We start from the raw sequence: 15,669 nt of genomic DNA, 5'->3' as shown, positions 1-15,669 counted from the left end.
TGTCCAACCAAACCTCTGCTTGGGAGATATCCGATGTCTACTGTAGTGTCACCTACAAGCGTAAACGCCCCCACTCAAAAAACCTCCACCTCATCCTTCGACGACCAGTTGAATATTGCCAAATCCAGTCAGGTTCTAGTGGATTATCTGAAACAGCAGGGTAAGTCTGCGATCAATGCCGATGAGCTCGCTCAGCTTGCCAACAATTCGTCAGGCGGTGTCCCTGCTGAGGTTTCGGCAGCCGCCTCTTATATGACGCGCCACACCAGTGTTTATACGGCAATCGAAACCCATGATGTCCAGGGTAAAGATGGCCTTTCCGGTGTCTGGAATTTCGAGTGGGCGGCAGACGGTGGCCTCGAAGGCACATCGGTAGAGGCGATGGCGAACATGCAGGATGTCTTTGATCGTGCGATCACTAAGTCTGCAGAAATTACCAAGTTGACTACCGAAAGCAAAACCGGATTGGATGCCACCAAACAGCGTCCGAGCAACTGAGTTTGCTTGCACAATGAACAACTAGACGCATTAAATCGTTTGTCGAGTGCCGGATAATAAAGGCCTAGGCCTAATAAACCATCGGCGACGTAGCTGCACCAACGGGCTCATTCACAGCATGGGCTAGCGGCTCAGAGCGTGCCCAATGGGTACTGCTGGGAGGCGGTATCGGTATTACGCCCATATTGAGCCTGGCCCATGAATTGACCGGCGCAGGCAGTGACCCGGTAACGTTAGTGCAGAGCGTGCGCGATGTGACTGAGGCCCCTTTCGGCGAAGATCTACTCGACCTTGAGACGCGAGGACTGCGTTTGCAACGGCATGTCACCAGAACAGCAGCTGCCCCCAATGGATGGCAGGCCGGGTTTCACTGGGGCAGGTGTTTACCGATCAGGTGCTATCAGAAGTACAGCTGTACCTATGCGGCCTTGCCGCCTTTGTAGAGCGCTATCACCAGGAGGCACTGGAACTCGGGCTCATGCCTGGGCAGATACACACAGAAGCGTTCGGCCCCTCGGCGCTGACCCAAAAATACGCTGTGCCCGTCGCAGAACAAGCGGTAGAAGTTAGCTTTGCCAACTCAAACGTAGTCACCCACTGGCAGCCAGGCGAAAGCCTGCTGGAAACCGCCGAAAAATCGGGGCTACAGCCTGCCTATGGGTGCCGCAGCGGCAGCTGTGGCGAGTGCGCCTGCACGCTAGTGCAGGGGGAGATTACTTACCCAGATGGCATATCAGCCCCAGACGGGGAAATCCTGCTGTGCAGCGCCCGCCCAGCGGTAAACTCGGGAAGGGTAGAGATTACGCTGCCTACGGTTAATCGCGCCTCTATCGATTAGAAGGTTCCAGGGTAGGCACCGCCATCGAGCAGGATGTTCTGCCCTGTTAGATAGCCTGCATACTCGCTGCACATAAAGGCACAGAAGGCACCAAACTCCTCGGCGGTGCCGAATCGTCGCGCAGGAACCCCTTGGGCACGCTGCTCACGTACCTGCTCGATAGCTTGCTGATTCTTCTCGGCGATCTTCTTGAAGTTGCCGCGCAGACGGTCGGTATCGAAGGAGCCAGGTAGTAGGTTATTGATCGTAACGTTGTGCGAGGCGAGCTGTGGCTGGCGTGCAAGCCCCGCGACGAAGCCGGTTAGCCCACTGCGCGCTCCGTTGGATAACCCGAGAATGTCGATGGGGGCTTTTACCGCGCCCGAGGTAATATTGACCACGCGTCCAAAGCCGTTGGCGGCCATACGGTCTACCGTGGCCTTGATCAGCTCAATAGGCGTGATCATGTTGGCATCCACGGCCTGTATCCACGCCTCCCGATCCCAGTCGCGAAAATCACCCGGTGGCGGCCCGCCGTTATTGTTGATCAGAATATCGACCTGAGGGCAGGCGGCCAGCAGCGCCTCGCGCACATCCTCGCACCCGATATCCCCGGCCACGGGGCGAACCTCGATGGCTGGATTGATTGCCCGTAGCGCTTCGGCGGTCTTATCGAGCACCTCGGCATCGCGTGAATTGATCGCCAGATTGACGCCCTCTTTGGCCAGCGCTTCGGCGCAGCCTCGACCCAACCCTTTGCTCGCTGCGCATACCACGGCCCAGCGTCCCGCGATTCCTAGATCCATGCTGCTCACCCCTTAGGTTTTAGGATTCATATTTTAGAATTCATAATAGCCGGGCTCAGCGTGACGAGTAGCCACCATCCACCGGTAACACAATGCCCGTTACAAATTTAGCCCCCGGCGAGGCTAAGAACAGCGCTGGCCCGGCGAGATCGTTGGGTTCACCCCAGCGGCCCATTGGCGTGCGACCGACGAGTTCCGCCGAGCGCTCACTGTTCTGGGTAAGTGCCGAGGTGAGGTCGGTGGCGATCCAGCCTGGTGCAAGGGCGTTGACGCGAATGCCATCACTGGCCCAGGCAATCGCCAACGACCGCGTGAGTTGGGCCACACCGCCCTTTGAGGCGGAGTAGGCCGGGGCGTGGCCACTGCCAAAAAACGACAGCATTGAGGCAGTGTTGATTATGCAGCCACCGGCTACTTTGAGTGCCGCATGGGCTGCATGGCAGCAGCGCTGGGTACCGTTGAGGTTGATGTCGATAACTTGAGCGAAGCCTTCGGGGGTAAACTCCTTGCCGTCACGCTGGATGACCCCGGCGCAGTTCACCAGCACATCCAACTGTGAAAACGCAGCAAAGAAGCGTTCGATCTGGGCAGGGTCGCGCACATCTAGCTGGTGATGCCCGAGTACGCCTTCGACCTGCTGTTCGCTAGCGAGCTCGATGCCAGTAACGTGAACCTTGTCGCCTTGTGAGGCAAAGGCCTGGGCAATGGCTCGGCCTATGCCGGTGCTGCCGCCAATAACGATAACAGTGTTCATATCGCTCCTTATTAGATCGCCGAAACGGTTCGGTTAATGTGCAGTGGCGGATGCACGCGTGTGCCAGGCTGAACGAACGCTAGAGACGATAATGGCTATCCACACCAGTAAGGCGAGTCCGCCCAGCACGGCAGCAATAGGGCGTTCGAAGAGCACCAGCAGCTCGCCGTTGGCCTTGATCATTGAGCGCATAAAGTTGCTCTCCACCACCGGGCCGAGAATAACCGCTAGGATCATAGGGCCGATGGGGAAGTCGTTCTCGACCAGGAAATAGGCCAGCAGACCCAGCCCAAGCATCAGCCAGATATCGAGCAGGCTGTTATTGGCGGCGAAGGCACCGACAATGCAGAACAGTAAAATAAGTGGGTAAAGCACGCTGGAGGGCACTGCCAGAATATGGCGCGCGCCGCGTATAGCGAGCAGACCAAGTGGCAACAGCAGCAGGTTGGCCAGAATGAACACGATGAAAATGGCATTGACCAAGGTGGCGCTGGAGGTGAAAACGTCTGGCCCCGGCGTGATGCCTTTCATCATCAGGACGCCGATAATAATGGCGGTGATGGTATCGCCGGGAATGCCGAATACCAGCGCAGGGATGTAGGCACCCGATAGCGCCGCGTTATTAGCCGAGCTGGCCGCGACCAGCCCTTCGGGATGCCCAGTACCGTACTTCTCGGGCGTGCGTGAGAGCTTGCGCGACAGGGCGTAGCTGATCCACGAGGCGATATCGGCGCCCGCCCCGGGCAGTGCGCCGATTAGGGTGCCGAGCAAGCCACTGCGAGCGATGCCCCCTTTGTACTGCCACATCAGGCCACCCACACCGCTAAACGGTTTCTCTACAGGTGGAGGCGTTGGGAAATGGGTGTGGCCAATTTCTGGCATGCGCCGCAGCAGTTCGGCGACGGCGAACAGACCAATCAGCACCGGCAGGATAGAGATGCCGCTGAGCAGATCAGAAATGCCGAAGGTAAACCGGATCTGACCTGACACGGAGTCCATGCCCACCATGGCGATCAATAGGCCGATCAGCATCGAGATTGCGCCTTTGAGCGCATCCGCGCCGGACACCAGTACGGCGCAGGAGAGCCCAAGTAGGGCGAGCCAGAAGTATTCGTCGCTGGTAAAGCGAAGGGCAAAATCAGCCACTAGCGGGGCGAAGAACGCCAGAATCGCCACGCCGATAAGCCCGCCGACCACCGAGCAAGCGAGATTGACGCCGAGCGCCTGGCCGATTTTGCCCTGACGGCCCATCAGGTAGGCTTCGTCAGTGTAGGCGGCTGAGGCGGGCGTGCCGGGTATGCGTAGCAGAGCGCCGGGTATATCGCCGGCCACAATGGCCATGGCCGTGGCAGCCACGATGGCACTGATTGCAGGTAGCGGCTCCATGAAGAAGGTCACCGGAACGAGCAGCGCAGTCGCCATAGTGGCGGTCAGACCTGGTATGGCACCGATCAGCAGGCCAAACAACGAGGCGCCGAGGATGACGGCGAGGACATCCCAGGCGAACACCATACCTAACGCTTCGTGGAGTTCCGCCATTAGTAGATCACCTCTTCGAGAATGCCCAGATCGAGCGGTACGTGCAGCAGCAACGCGAAGACACTCCATACCACCGCACTCGCGATAATCGCGACGATAACAGCCATTCCCCAGCGGCCGCCTGAAAGCCAGCCAATCAAGAGAGAGAGCATTAATGGCGCGACCAGCGGAAAGCCGAGCAGAGGTGTTAGCAGCACGTAGCCCGCCACTGCTGCAACGACGGCGAACAGGCACAGTACGGTTCGCGATAGGGCTACCTGACCTTGCCAAATGAACAGGGCGCCGCGCTGCTGCCAGCCGCGTAGCGCCAGCAGCAGACCAAGGCCAATTAAAAAGGCACCGATTAAGGTAGGAAAAGTGCCTGCACCGTAGGGTTGGCGTGCCAGCGGGGCAAAATCCTTAGAGGCCCATATGGTAATGGCGCCGAGCAGCGCCATTACCAGCCCCATGACGAGGTCGTTGATGCGCATGGCGTTAGTTTGCGAGGCCTAACTTGTCGATAATTTCGGCGTTGTTTTTGTCGGACTCAGCCATGAAGTCGTGGAAGCCTTCCGGGCCTTCCCACTGCATACCAAATCCCTGATTGGTCATGAAATCCTGGAATGTGTCGGATCCATAAACGGCTTCAGCGGCCTCGGCCAAGGTATTGACGACATCATCGGGCAATCCTGCGGGGCCGATAAGGCCACGCCATGTGCCTGCAGCCCACTCATCGCCAGTGACTTCCTCGGCAGTGGGAATGTCAGGGAAGGCGTCAAGGCGCTCGTTGGCGAACACTGCGAGCGTTTTCACTCGCCCGGCGCTGCGCATGGATTCAGCTTCGGGCAGCGAAGAGAACACAAAGTCCACGCCACCGGCGGCGAGCTCCTGAAGGCCGGGGGCAGCCCCTTCGCTGGGCACTAACGAAACGGTATTAGGGTCGATGCCTTGCTGGTTAAGAAAACCAGCAAATGCCAAGTGGTAGGCGGCGCCCGGTGCCGAACCGGAGACAGTGTACTCGTTGGGGGTGGCCTCAATATCTTGCAGGGCGCTGTCGAGATCTTCCCAGTCCGACTCAGCACTGACGTTAAACGCCGCGGCATCAAGGTTAATCAGTGCAATGGGCGACAGATCCTCGTAGGACACTTGAGAGCTGCCGATATGGCGATAGGTGGTAATCTCAGCAGTAACTAAGCCGAGGGTGTAACCATCCGGTTCGGCGTTCGCCATGACCGTATGACCTACCACACCAGCGCCACCGGTGCGGTTGACCACATTGACCGTTTGACCAAGCTCTTCTTGCAGCCCGTTGGCCAGTTGGCGGGCCACAGCATCGGTACCGCCACCAGCGGACCAGGGCACTATCAATTGGATTGGCTTTTCCGGGTAATCAGCCTGGGCACTGCCAGCGTATAAAGCAAAGGCGAGCAAGCTGACAGATACGGCGAGCGGGGTTTTGTTAAAAATCATGAAGGTGCTCCTTGTCGTGTGTTTTTTGTTGTTGACGGTGGGGCTTTACATCGTTCTTTTCGTTAGGTTTTGATTAAACGAAGCGTTTTAGCGAATAAATCGATCAACGTAGTCGCGGCCTAGCCCGCAGGCTTCATAGTGCTTGCGACACATGTCGACCTTGGTGAAGACATCTTCGTAGCCTAAGTGCTTACCCCAGGGGTCAACGTAGTACATCACGCCGTTAACCTGGAAAAGAGTAATCATTTCCTCGACATCATCGTCGACCACCAGAGTGTGAGTCTCACCTGGAGGTTCGTAGACGTAGCTGCCCTCGGTAGCCTCCCAGTCGTGTTCCAGATAGCGCCATTTACCTTTAAGCACCATGCCATGCACCGGGTTAGGATGACGGTGGCGGCTGAGTACGCCGGACTTACGAACGCGTAACAGGTTGACCCAGTAGCCTTGCGAAACGTTGAGGCACAGCGGGCGGAAATGGACATTCTCCGCTTGAGGCACCCAGATACGCTCGTCCTGTGGAAGGGCGTGTGGTTCGACAATTTCCAGGGCGGCCTCTGGGGGTTGTGGATATTGGTAAGGCATCCGCTGATGTTCATCGGCTTGAACTGGCATCTTTCCTCCGTCCATAATGTGGATGTTAGAGTTATAATATGGACAATATGTTAACAAGGTAAAAGGCGTGGTGAAGTGCGTCAATTGACCGTGGATGTTTATTGATTAGACATTCGTATAGTTTGCGGAGGAGGCTTATGACGGCTAATGGCGAGGAACGAGCGAAACGGCCCCCCGTTCAAGGTGCTGCTGCAGTCACCAAAGGGTTGCGTTTGTTGCAAGCGATAGCTGAACTGGGCGACGACGCTACTATTCGCCAACTCCAGGCGCGACTAGGGTTGCCACGGCCGACGGTATACCGCTTGCTAAATACGCTGGAGCAGGAGCATTTTATTGAGCGCAATCCTCTGGGTGGGGAGTACGTGCTGGGTCGCGAGCTGCTGCGTCTCACCCATCAATCACTGGCGAGGAGCAGCTTGCAGGAGCGCGCTCGGGCCACTTTACGCGCTATCGGTAAGCAAACTGGGGAAACAGTCCACTTGGGAGTGCCGTTCGGCTGCCATATGACCTTCGTTGATAAGGTGGAATCGCCGGAAGCTGTCCGCATGGCCTCGTACATAGGTATGCCGGTGCCAATGCACTCTACCTCGGTGGGTAAGGCCTATCTTGCCGGCCTTGATGAAGCCATCTGCGAGCAGTATCTGGCTCAATTGACGCTAGAGCCCGTCACGCATCGTACCTGCACGACTGTTAATGCGTTGCGTCAGGAACTCACAGTGACGAGGGAGCGTGGCTACGCGATCGATGACGAGGAGAACGAGCTTGGTATTATCTGTTTCGGTCAGGCGGTTCGCGGCGCTGATGGCCGCGTTGAAGGGGCCATCAGTGTCAGCGTGCCTCGCTATCGTTTACCAGATAATGGGCAGCAACGTATCTTGGCGTGCATTCGTTCGCTATGCAGTGACGCTGGCTTGGTGTAGTGCTTTGGACTCAGGCTTAATGATCATTAATTAAGTAGTGTGTGGCGCAGTGGGCAGGTTAGATATCAAGCTGTCGTAAGCGGTGTGCAATTCATCGGCTAGCTAATACTGCACGAAGTAGAGCGCATCTTCTTCGTGCAACTGCCATTTCCAGCTACCATCTTCCAACAACTACGATGCCATCCAGCCGCTATCAACACATTTTTACAGGTGATTGTGCATGGTGGCGGGGCGAGTGGCTTATTCGTTAGTTTTTAAGGTAACTGCCCAATGTGTACATTATCACTGGAAGAATTGTGAAAAGTACCATGGCTATGACTAATAGCAGGGACAGTGTGTTTAATGCGATAAAGAGCCGTTTAGATATCGTCTTTCTAAGAGTATGTGAAAGATGAGAGCGCCCTGAACAAACTCCCTTTATGTGAAATAAGTGGGCGAAGATAATAGCTGACTTAATCATGAGCTAGCGGAGCCAGCTCACTTTCTAGCGCGCCTTATCGGTGAAACTGCTTTTCGCGTTCGGGCTGCCAGTAAATGGCATCGATACGTAGCCGTGTCTCGGTATTGTTAGGTAGTGGCCATTCGATGATATCGCCCACTTTAAGACCGATCAATGCCGCGCCAATGGGCGCCATGACCGAAATGCCATCCGCTACGCTTTCCAGGGAGTGCGGGTAGACGAGGGTTCGAATCATCTTAAGCCCACGGGTGAGGTCGGTGAAGCGAACCTGGCTGTTCATGCTGACTACGTCATCCGGGATCTCCTCGGGGTCGCAGACTTCACCACGCGCTAACTCTTCCTCGAGTAGTTGAGCAACGGCCATGTCTTTATCGGATGCATTGTCGATTAAGCGCTGAAGGCGTTCGGCATCAAGACGATTAATAATAATAGCAGGACGTTGTCCCATGATTACTCTCCTTGGAAAGCAATAAGTTGAAACCAATAAAAAAGCCCTCCCCAATAAAGGAAGGACTGTGTGCTTTTTGCAGTATAAGCGATTTATAAAATAAAGACGATCAGGTCACCCCTTGTTCAATCATGGCGTCAGCTACCTTCCTGAAGCCTGCAATGTTGGCGCCTAGTACCAAATTGGTTTTATCACCAAACTCTTCGGCGGTGTCGGCACACTGGCGGTGAATATTTGCCATAATCTGTTTTAACTTCTGGTCGACTTTTTCCATTGACCACTGCTCCATGCTGCTATTTTGCGCCATCTCTAGCTGGCTGGTGGCGACGCCTCCTGCATTGGCGGCCTTGCCCGGTCCATAGGCAATGTTAGCGTTTAGAAACAGGTCGACGGCCTCTTTTGTAGAGGGCATGTTGGCCCCTTCACTAATACACGTAATGCCATTCGCGAGTAGGCTTTCCGCATCGCTTTCGGTCAACTCATTCTGGGTGGCGCAGGGGAAGGCTGCATCGGCTTGAATGCGCCATGCGGCATGCCCACCCTGGGGGTAATCGCGTGCAGAAATGTAGTGCGCGTCAGGGTGCTCGTGTAAGTAGGCTTCTAACGAGGTGCGCTGCACTTCTTTGAGCTGTTTGAGTAAGCCTAAATCAATACCGTTTTTATCGTGGATAGTGCCACGTGAATCGCTGCAGGTGATCGGCTTAGCACCCAGTGCATATAGCTTCTCAATGGTATAGATGGCTACATTACCCGCGCCGGAAACGAGGCAGGTCTTGTCGCGCAGCTCTTCTCCACGGGCAGCCAGCATGTTTTGCGCAAAGTAGACCGCGCCGTAACCGGTGGCTTCTTTGCGGCCAAGCGAGCCTCCCCAATTAAGCCCTTTGCCGGTTAGCACGCCTTCATAGTGGCCGGTGAGTCGCTTGTACTGACCAAAGAGATAGCCAATTTCACGCGTACCGACGCCAATATCACCAGCGGGCACATCGCAGTGCGGGCCAATATGGCGGTAGAGCTCGCTCATAAACGCCTGGCAAAAGCGCATGATCTCGTTATCCGATTTTCCTTTCGGGTCAAAATCGGCACCGCCTTTCCCGCCGCCGATTGGCAAACCGGTTAACGCATTTTTGAAAATTTGCTCAAAGCCGAGAAATTTGATGGTGCCCGAGGTAACGCTGGGGTGAAAACGTAAGCCGCCCTTGTAAGGGCCAAGGGCAGAGTTGAACTGAACGCGATAGCCTTTGTTGACCCGCACTTTCCCAGCATCATCTACCCAGCTTATCCGGAACATGATTTGTCGTTCGGGCTCGACTATTCGCTCAATAATGCTGTGGTCATGATAGTAATCACTCTGCTCGAGTAGCGGGCGCAGGCATTCGAGCACTTCTTCAGTGGCTTGATAAAATTCTGATTGTGCAGGGCTGCTTTTATTAAGTCGTGTCAGCGTATCGTGAACGTAGGGCATCGGAGTATTTCATCATGGTTATTCAACAGAGTAGTGGCTGGCCAGAGCGTTAGAATATTTAACTGGCAGCACGCTGCTGTGCATAGCCTATGCCGGTTCGGTATGGGCAAAGAGAGTGGGGAATTTAGACTAAAGTATGCGTCAGAGTCATTCGTTGCGCGTATTTTTCAAAACTCAGTAAACGATGGATAAACGTTTTTGAAGTGGTTGAGGTTTCTTTATCGCGCCGAGAGGCGCTGCCAGCCGAAAACCTGTCACGCTGATCTTTTGCGGTGGCCTGCTGTTGGAAAGAGTTATCAAAGGCAGCGTAGTTACTTTTTCATGAGTGTAATTTAACCAAGCAGGAGTCCTTTATCGATCGCGATAAACTCGCTGGCCTCATTGATGAGTGACGCTGCAGTAAGCTGGGGGACACCATAAACCTCGACTCTTTTTCCATGCTTAACACGGATTTTTTTGACCAGCAGATCAAAGTCGCCGTCGCCGGATACAAGCACAATAACGTCTGCCTGTTCTGCGTACTCCATGGCGTCGAGCGCAATGCCCACGTCCCAATCGCCTTTTGCGGAGCCATCCGCGCGCTGAATAAAAGGCTTTAGCTTTACTTCAAAACCAATCGCTCTGAGGATGTTTTGGAACTCTCGCTGCTTTTGGTCGCCTCTATCAATGGCGTAGCAAATTGCTTTCACCACGTTTCTATTAGCGGTGGCTTGGGCCCAGAACTTGTTGTAATCAAAGTTGCGGCGATACGACGCTTTAACTGTGTAATAGACATTTTGGATATCGACAAATATCGCGACGCTCGTCATAAAAAAGTAACCTTTTCCCCGTTAGTGATCAGGTTAAACGGTTTGAGTGGATAAATGTATCTACTTGCCATGAGTATTATCGCGACAGCAACCCCGATAACTTGCCGAACAACGCCGTAAAGCGCCCCCTCCGTATCCAATGTCGACACCGAGGTGTGCAGATAGCCATCGGGACAACTAGGCTGTCAGGGGATTTTCTTTTATGTAACACGCGGCCGAGGAGTCGTCAGTATGAGAACCTTGTCGAACATGGGGTTTGCCATCTTCGGTGCCGCGCTGGTCGCGATTAGTTACGGGCTGGCGCGCTTTGCGTTTGGTCTGTTTGTGCCCTCCATCAGCGCCGAGCTGGCGCTCACACCGTACCTCATTGGTATCATCGGGGCACTGCCATTTATTAGTTTCGTGCTGGCCACACTGGTTGCACCGCTTGCCGCTGATCGGCTCGGTGCGCGTAATCTGGCGATGCTTTCGGGTGGTTTTGGGGTGGGTGGTCTGGGGCTGATCAGTCAGGCGTCAGGCCCACTTGCACTGGGTGTTGGGGTGTTTATCTGCGGTATCTGCACCGGTTTGATGATGCCCGCACTCACCGCCGCGATGCAGGCGCTGGTGAGCCGGACGATGCACGGGCGTGTCAGTTCCATTATGAACGCAGGCACCAGCGTGGGGATTATCGTGGCGGTGCCCACGGTGGTATTTCTGGCCGACGCTTGGCGCCTGACCTACACGATCTTTGCCGTTCTGACCGGCCTGGGGGTGGCGGCGGCATGGTATTTCATCCCTTCAGTGTCACGGGTGATTCCCGCTAACGCGGCACCGCCGGCGCCCATCACCCGGTTGCAGTGGTCGCGGCTCATTCGGCTTACGTTATTCGCCTTCGCCATGGGCTTTGTGTCTGCCCCGTACTGGCTTTTCGCCCCCGACCTGGCGGTTACCCTTGGTGCGCTGCCCGCTAACCAAACCGGTTGGCTGTGGTTTGCGGTGGGTATCGCTGGGCTCGGCGGTGCCGTGGTGAGTGATTTAGCCGACCGCAATAACCCACCGATTACCCAGGCATTGATGCTGATGATGCTGTCTTCAAGCTTGGCATTGCTGGCCGCTAGCCCCAGTCAGTTACCGCTGGCCATGTTTTCCGCGATGGTCTTTGGGCTTGCCTATATGAGCTTAACGGGACTGTATCTGATGACGGGTATCCGGCTATTGCCGGGGCGGCTATCAATGGGGCCAGTACTGCCGTTTATGGCCTGTGCGCTTGGGCAGGCGGTGGGCTCTCCGGTGGTGGGTATATTGGTTGATGCCGTTGGCTATGCGGAGGCGTTTTCGATCTTCTCCGTGGTGGGCATCCTGGTTGCGGTGCTATCGCCCATCTATCCAGGCCATATTGATTACTGGGCAGACTGGACAGACGAAACGGTAGAAGAAGCACAAGAAGAGCAGCCGATAGTTGAAGATACTGGCCTTCAGGCAGCCTATGACCACCAATTGCTGGATGAAAATGGTGAACCCATTGAAGCCGAGCCCATTGAGCCTGAGGAAGAAGAGAAAGATACGCCTTGAGTGTCTTGTTGTTGGTCGCATTTAAAAGAATAGCGAGCGGTTTCGGCTGCTCCATGTGTCGTCGAAAAAGACAGTATTGGAAAGTTTTGTACAACAGATGGTAGCTTTTGTATGAGTTTTTGGTTTTTAATGTGATTATATATTTACCTATGCGAACCATCGCCGTTCCAAGATAAAAGGTGCTCTAACCTATGACTTCCACTAGCTCGCCATTGGGGCAACCAGAAGCGCTATCGTCCGCTCTTTTCCCCCGCACTGTGTATCTGGCTGGAAACGACCCTGAAGCGACGCGCAGAGAGATTGAGGTCTGCTTCACCGCCACCTTTGATCGCTATGAGTCACTGTTCACTACGCTGGCAAGCGAAGAAGCCTATGTTCGCAAGCCCATTGCCCTCAGGCATCCGCTGATTTTCTACCTGGGGCATACCGCGACGTTTTTCGTCAACAAGCTGGTGTTGGCAAAGCTATTGCCTGCGAGGATAGACCCCAACATGGAGTCTATTTTCGCCGTAGGCGTTGATGAAATGAGTTGGGATGATCTCAACGAAGCTCACTACTCGTGGCCGTCGGTCAGTGAGGTGATGGAGTACCGCGCGAAGGTACGGGCGGCGGTGCTCAATGTGATCCGTGAATTGCCAATTTCGCTGCCCATCGGTTGGGACAGCCCGTTCTGGCCCGTCATCATGGGCATCGAGCACGAGCGCATTCATCTTGAAACGTCGTCTGTTCTGATTCGTCAGCAGTCGCTTGAACTGGTGACGCCACAGCCTGCCTGGGCGCCTATTCGCACCACTGGCGAGCCACCGGAGAATTCACTGATCACGGTGCCGCAAGGCGAGGTGGTTCTAGGAAAATCTTTTGACGATCCTTGGTACGGCTGGGACAACGAGTACGGCCACCATCGCGCCGATGTGGAAGAGTTTAAAGCCAGCCAGTTTCTGGTCAGTAACAGCGAGTTTCTCGAATTCGTCGAAGCCGGTGGTTACTTAACCGATGCCTTTTGGTCGGAAGAGGGTTTGGGATGGCGCAAGTTTGCCAAGGCGACCCATCCCACCTTCTGGGTGTGGAAGAACGAATGGTTCCTGCGCTTAATGACCGAAGAGGTAGAAATGCCCTGGGATTGGCCGGTTGAGGTCAATTTTCACGAGGCCAAAGCCTTCTGTAACTGGAAAAGCCAGCAGACGGGCCAGCCCGTGCGCATGCCAACGGAAGACGAGTGGCATCGCCTAGCGGCAGAGGCGGGTATCTCTGAACTTGACAGTGACCAGCCGGCCAACGCCAACCTGCACTTGGATCACGGCGCCTCTTCTTGCCCGGTAACGCGCTTCCAGCACGGCCAGTGGTTCGATGTGGTGGGCAACGTTTGGCAATGGGTGGAGACACCGACCTACCCGTTCCCAGGCTTTGATGTGCATCCGCTCTATGATGACTTCACCACACCGACCTTCGACAATCAGCATAACCTGATCAAGGGAGGCTCCTGGATATCCTGCGGCAACGAAACCCGCCTCAGCGCTCGCTATGCGTTTCGGCGCCACTTCTTCCAGCATGCAGGTTTCCGTTACGTGGTATCGGATGCGGAGGTCAAGTTGCCCAGCGCCTATTACGAAAGCGATGCACGCATGGCGGAGTACGCGGAATTTCATTACGGCGATGAGTGGTTTGGGGTTGCCAACTTCCCGCAGGCCTTGGCCAACACGGCGCTAGCCGCCATGGCCGGTCGTCAGAAGAAACGCGCTCTGGATCTTGGCTGCGCCAGCGGGCGCGGCAGCTTTGAGCTGGCCCGCGAGTTTGAGCACGTCGATGGCGTGGACTTTTCGGCCAACTTTATCCGTCAGGGCGTGGAAATGGCGGAGCAGAAAGTGCTGCGTTATACCCGTACCGAAGAAGGCGAGCTGGTTAGCTACCAGGAACGCACCCTGGCCAGTATGGGCCTGGAAGAGGCGGCCGATCGCGTTAGCTTCCATCAAGGCGATGCGTGCAACCTCAAGCCGCAGTTCAGCGATTACGATTTGGTATTGGCCGCCAACCTGATCGATAGGCTGTATAAGCCCTCACAGTTCCTGCAAACCATTCATCAGCGCATCAATACCGGTGGCATCCTGATGATAGCGTCGCCGTATACCTGGCTGGAAGAGTATACGCCGATGGAGGAGTGGATCGGTGGGTTCAAGAAAAATGGCGAAAACTACAGCACGCTGGATGGCTTGAAGGAGCTGCTTGAGCCCCACTTCAAGATGATCAGCGATCCCGAAAAAGTGCCCTTTGTGATCCGCGAGACCATGCACAAATACCAGCATAGCCTCTCGGAAGTCACGCTGTGGGAGCGTCGCTCTTAACGAGGTGTTCAACGCTGGTGTTTAAAAGCTAGCTTTGCAAAGTAAGGCCCTCAATAGCCCGGTTAATCGACGCGTGTTCGGTTAGCCGGGCAAATAGGCTGCCCGCCTCCTCCCCATTGATTAAACCTAGCAATACGCCCATTACGGCACCTCTATGCACGCTATCGCCGCCAACCTCTGCGTTAATCTGTAAAGCCCTCAAAGGTTCTTGGTGGTGTTTGCAGGCAAGGTATAACACCGCAGGCCACGCGTCGGTAATGTAGCAAGCGGTGGATAGCTCCCTGCCTATTACCTCTCGTTCGGGGCGATTGCTCTCCACCAGCTTCGTTAAGTCCCGACGGGATAAGCCGCGGGTTGCCTTCAGCAGCAGTTCCTGCACATGGGTATCGTCATCGCGGAATATTAGCGCGTCGATCAGCTCAACGTAGGCATCGCAAACATCCGCTAGAAAGTTGTCCGGATGGGTCAAGGCCAGGTGGTTGCGGCAAAGCTTGCGGGTATCGGCCAGCGAAGAGCCTCTTAAGCGTTCGCCAATTGCCAACGGGGCAATAGTGATCAGGCCGCCAATGGAAGGCGTGTCGTGGGTAACGGCGCCGCATTTGTGAGGCGGCTGGCCTTTTTCAAGATTAGCGAAAAAGCCGCGATGGTAAGACTCTGCGTAGGTATCCGGATGGGACGGTATCTCTGCGGTCATTAGGCGGATATAGGCTCGCAGGAAGGTGTCGCGGTCATAGTGTTTATCAGGCGCGTCCATCGTTTGCATCAGGGTTAACGCACAATAGGCGTTAAGGGTGTTATCCCCTGGCTTCATGCCTTGGTGGTAATGAACGTTGGAGCGATTCCAGTACGATTGTTTTCCCTTAAGAATGACATCACCGATGATCTCGCTCTGCGATTGACTACCTGCACGCTTTCGCCCACCGCCACTGGTGGAGTGCATGGACATAATCGACGACGGATGATACTCAGGCGGCGCTTCAAACGTGGTGATCCCGCTTGGAAATGCACGGTCGATATCGTGAACGTTGTAGAACCAATGCACGGGCATCGCCAGTGAATCACCAATAAACAGGTTTCTAAGCGCGGCAATAGCTCTTGATGACACGTTATCTGTCATGGATCTGATCCCTATCGGTTTGTTTTGCCATCTTATGGGTAATTTTCAGGTTAGCGAACTGTTGGCAATAAACGCTTAACCAAAA

15 protein-coding genes are annotated in these 15,669 nt (G+C 55.1%); 5 read left to right on the top strand and 10 right to left on the bottom strand.

All coding sequences use genetic code 11. From position 1 onward, the window contains the following. Positions 1-33: 33 nt before the first annotated feature. On the top strand, positions 34-498 hold the full coding sequence (locus tag U738_RS13675; RefSeq protein WP_035581462.1) for a hypothetical protein: 465 nt from the start codon (positions 34-36) through the stop codon (positions 496-498). Positions 499-850: 352 nt separating this feature from the next. Continuing rightward, complete coding sequence (locus tag U738_RS13670; RefSeq protein WP_035581461.1) at positions 851-1,336, top strand: flavin reductase family protein; 486 nt, start codon at positions 851-853, stop codon at positions 1,334-1,336. Here U738_RS13670 and U738_RS13665 read toward each other — a convergent pair. The 6 genes from U738_RS13665 to U738_RS13640 form a co-directional block, all read right to left on the bottom strand. Further along, positions 1,333-2,121, bottom strand: coding sequence for an SDR family oxidoreductase (locus U738_RS13665; protein ID WP_035581460.1), 789 nt, complete (start codon positions 2,119-2,121; stop codon positions 1,333-1,335). The genes U738_RS13670 and U738_RS13665 overlap by 4 nt on opposite strands. Positions 2,122-2,176: 55 nt before the next feature. Further along, the gene (locus U738_RS13660; RefSeq protein ID WP_035581458.1) at positions 2,177-2,875 is read right to left on the bottom strand and encodes an SDR family NAD(P)-dependent oxidoreductase; all 699 of its coding nucleotides are present in this window, start codon (positions 2,873-2,875) and stop codon (positions 2,177-2,179) included. Positions 2,876-2,908: 33 nt separating this feature from the next. Further along, complete coding sequence (locus U738_RS13655; protein ID WP_035581456.1) at positions 2,909-4,414, bottom strand: tripartite tricarboxylate transporter permease; 1,506 nt, start codon at positions 4,412-4,414, stop codon at positions 2,909-2,911. Next, positions 4,414-4,884 carry a tripartite tricarboxylate transporter TctB family protein gene (locus U738_RS13650; protein WP_081899103.1) on the bottom strand — a complete coding sequence of 157 codons (471 nt, stop codon included), beginning with the start codon at positions 4,882-4,884 and terminating at the stop codon, positions 4,414-4,416. The genes U738_RS13655 and U738_RS13650 overlap by 1 nt, the downstream gene beginning before the upstream one ends. Positions 4,885-4,888: 4 nt before the next feature. Then, positions 4,889-5,863 (bottom strand): Bug family tripartite tricarboxylate transporter substrate binding protein, encoded by a 975-nt coding sequence (locus tag U738_RS13645; protein ID WP_035581452.1) that lies wholly within the window; start codon positions 5,861-5,863, stop codon positions 4,889-4,891. An 87-nt stretch (positions 5,864-5,950) separates the two neighbouring features. Next, positions 5,951-6,475, bottom strand: a complete 525-nt coding sequence (locus U738_RS13640; protein WP_035581450.1) for a 2,4'-dihydroxyacetophenone dioxygenase family protein — start codon at positions 6,473-6,475, stop codon at positions 5,951-5,953. Positions 6,476-6,612: 137 nt separating this feature from the next. Between U738_RS13640 and U738_RS13635 the strand changes: the two genes are divergently transcribed. Next, a complete protein-coding gene (locus U738_RS13635) occupies positions 6,613-7,395 on the top strand; it encodes an IclR family transcriptional regulator (protein WP_035581448.1) in 783 nt (260 codons plus the stop codon). 494 nt (positions 7,396-7,889) lie between these two features. Here the strand turns inward: U738_RS13635 and rnk are convergent, their stop codons facing one another. From rnk to U738_RS13620, 3 genes are all read right to left on the bottom strand, one after another. Then, positions 7,890-8,303 (bottom strand): nucleoside diphosphate kinase regulator, encoded by a 414-nt coding sequence (gene rnk, locus U738_RS13630; protein ID WP_035581445.1) that lies wholly within the window; start codon positions 8,301-8,303, stop codon positions 7,890-7,892. A gap of 109 nt (positions 8,304-8,412) precedes the next feature. Continuing rightward, positions 8,413-9,765 (bottom strand): NADP-specific glutamate dehydrogenase, encoded by a 1,353-nt coding sequence (gdhA, locus tag U738_RS13625; RefSeq protein WP_035581443.1) that lies wholly within the window; start codon positions 9,763-9,765, stop codon positions 8,413-8,415. Between the two features lie 332 nt (positions 9,766-10,097). After that, positions 10,098-10,574 carry a LabA-like NYN domain-containing protein gene (locus U738_RS13620; protein WP_035581441.1) on the bottom strand — a complete coding sequence of 159 codons (477 nt, stop codon included), beginning with the start codon at positions 10,572-10,574 and terminating at the stop codon, positions 10,098-10,100. A gap of 231 nt (positions 10,575-10,805) precedes the next feature. Between U738_RS13620 and U738_RS13615 the strand changes: the two genes are divergently transcribed. Further along, positions 10,806-12,128 (top strand): MFS transporter, encoded by a 1,323-nt coding sequence (locus U738_RS13615; protein WP_035581439.1) that lies wholly within the window; start codon positions 10,806-10,808, stop codon positions 12,126-12,128. A gap of 191 nt (positions 12,129-12,319) precedes the next feature. Continuing rightward, positions 12,320-14,467, top strand: a complete 2,148-nt coding sequence (gene ovoA / locus U738_RS13610; RefSeq protein WP_035581437.1) for a 5-histidylcysteine sulfoxide synthase — start codon at positions 12,320-12,322, stop codon at positions 14,465-14,467. A gap of 28 nt (positions 14,468-14,495) precedes the next feature. Here ovoA and U738_RS13605 read toward each other — a convergent pair whose 3' ends face one another. Continuing rightward, complete coding sequence (locus tag U738_RS13605) at positions 14,496-15,584, bottom strand: ADP-ribosylglycohydrolase family protein (protein WP_035581435.1); 1,089 nt, start codon at positions 15,582-15,584, stop codon at positions 14,496-14,498. Positions 15,585-15,669: the final 85 nt, after the last annotated feature.

This window comes from Halomonas sp. TG39a, assembly GCF_000744395.1.
GTDB lineage: Bacteria > Pseudomonadota > Gammaproteobacteria > Pseudomonadales > Halomonadaceae > Vreelandella > Vreelandella ventosae_B.
Note: the sequence above shows the minus strand (reverse complement) of the source record. Positions and strands in the feature narration are given on the sequence as shown.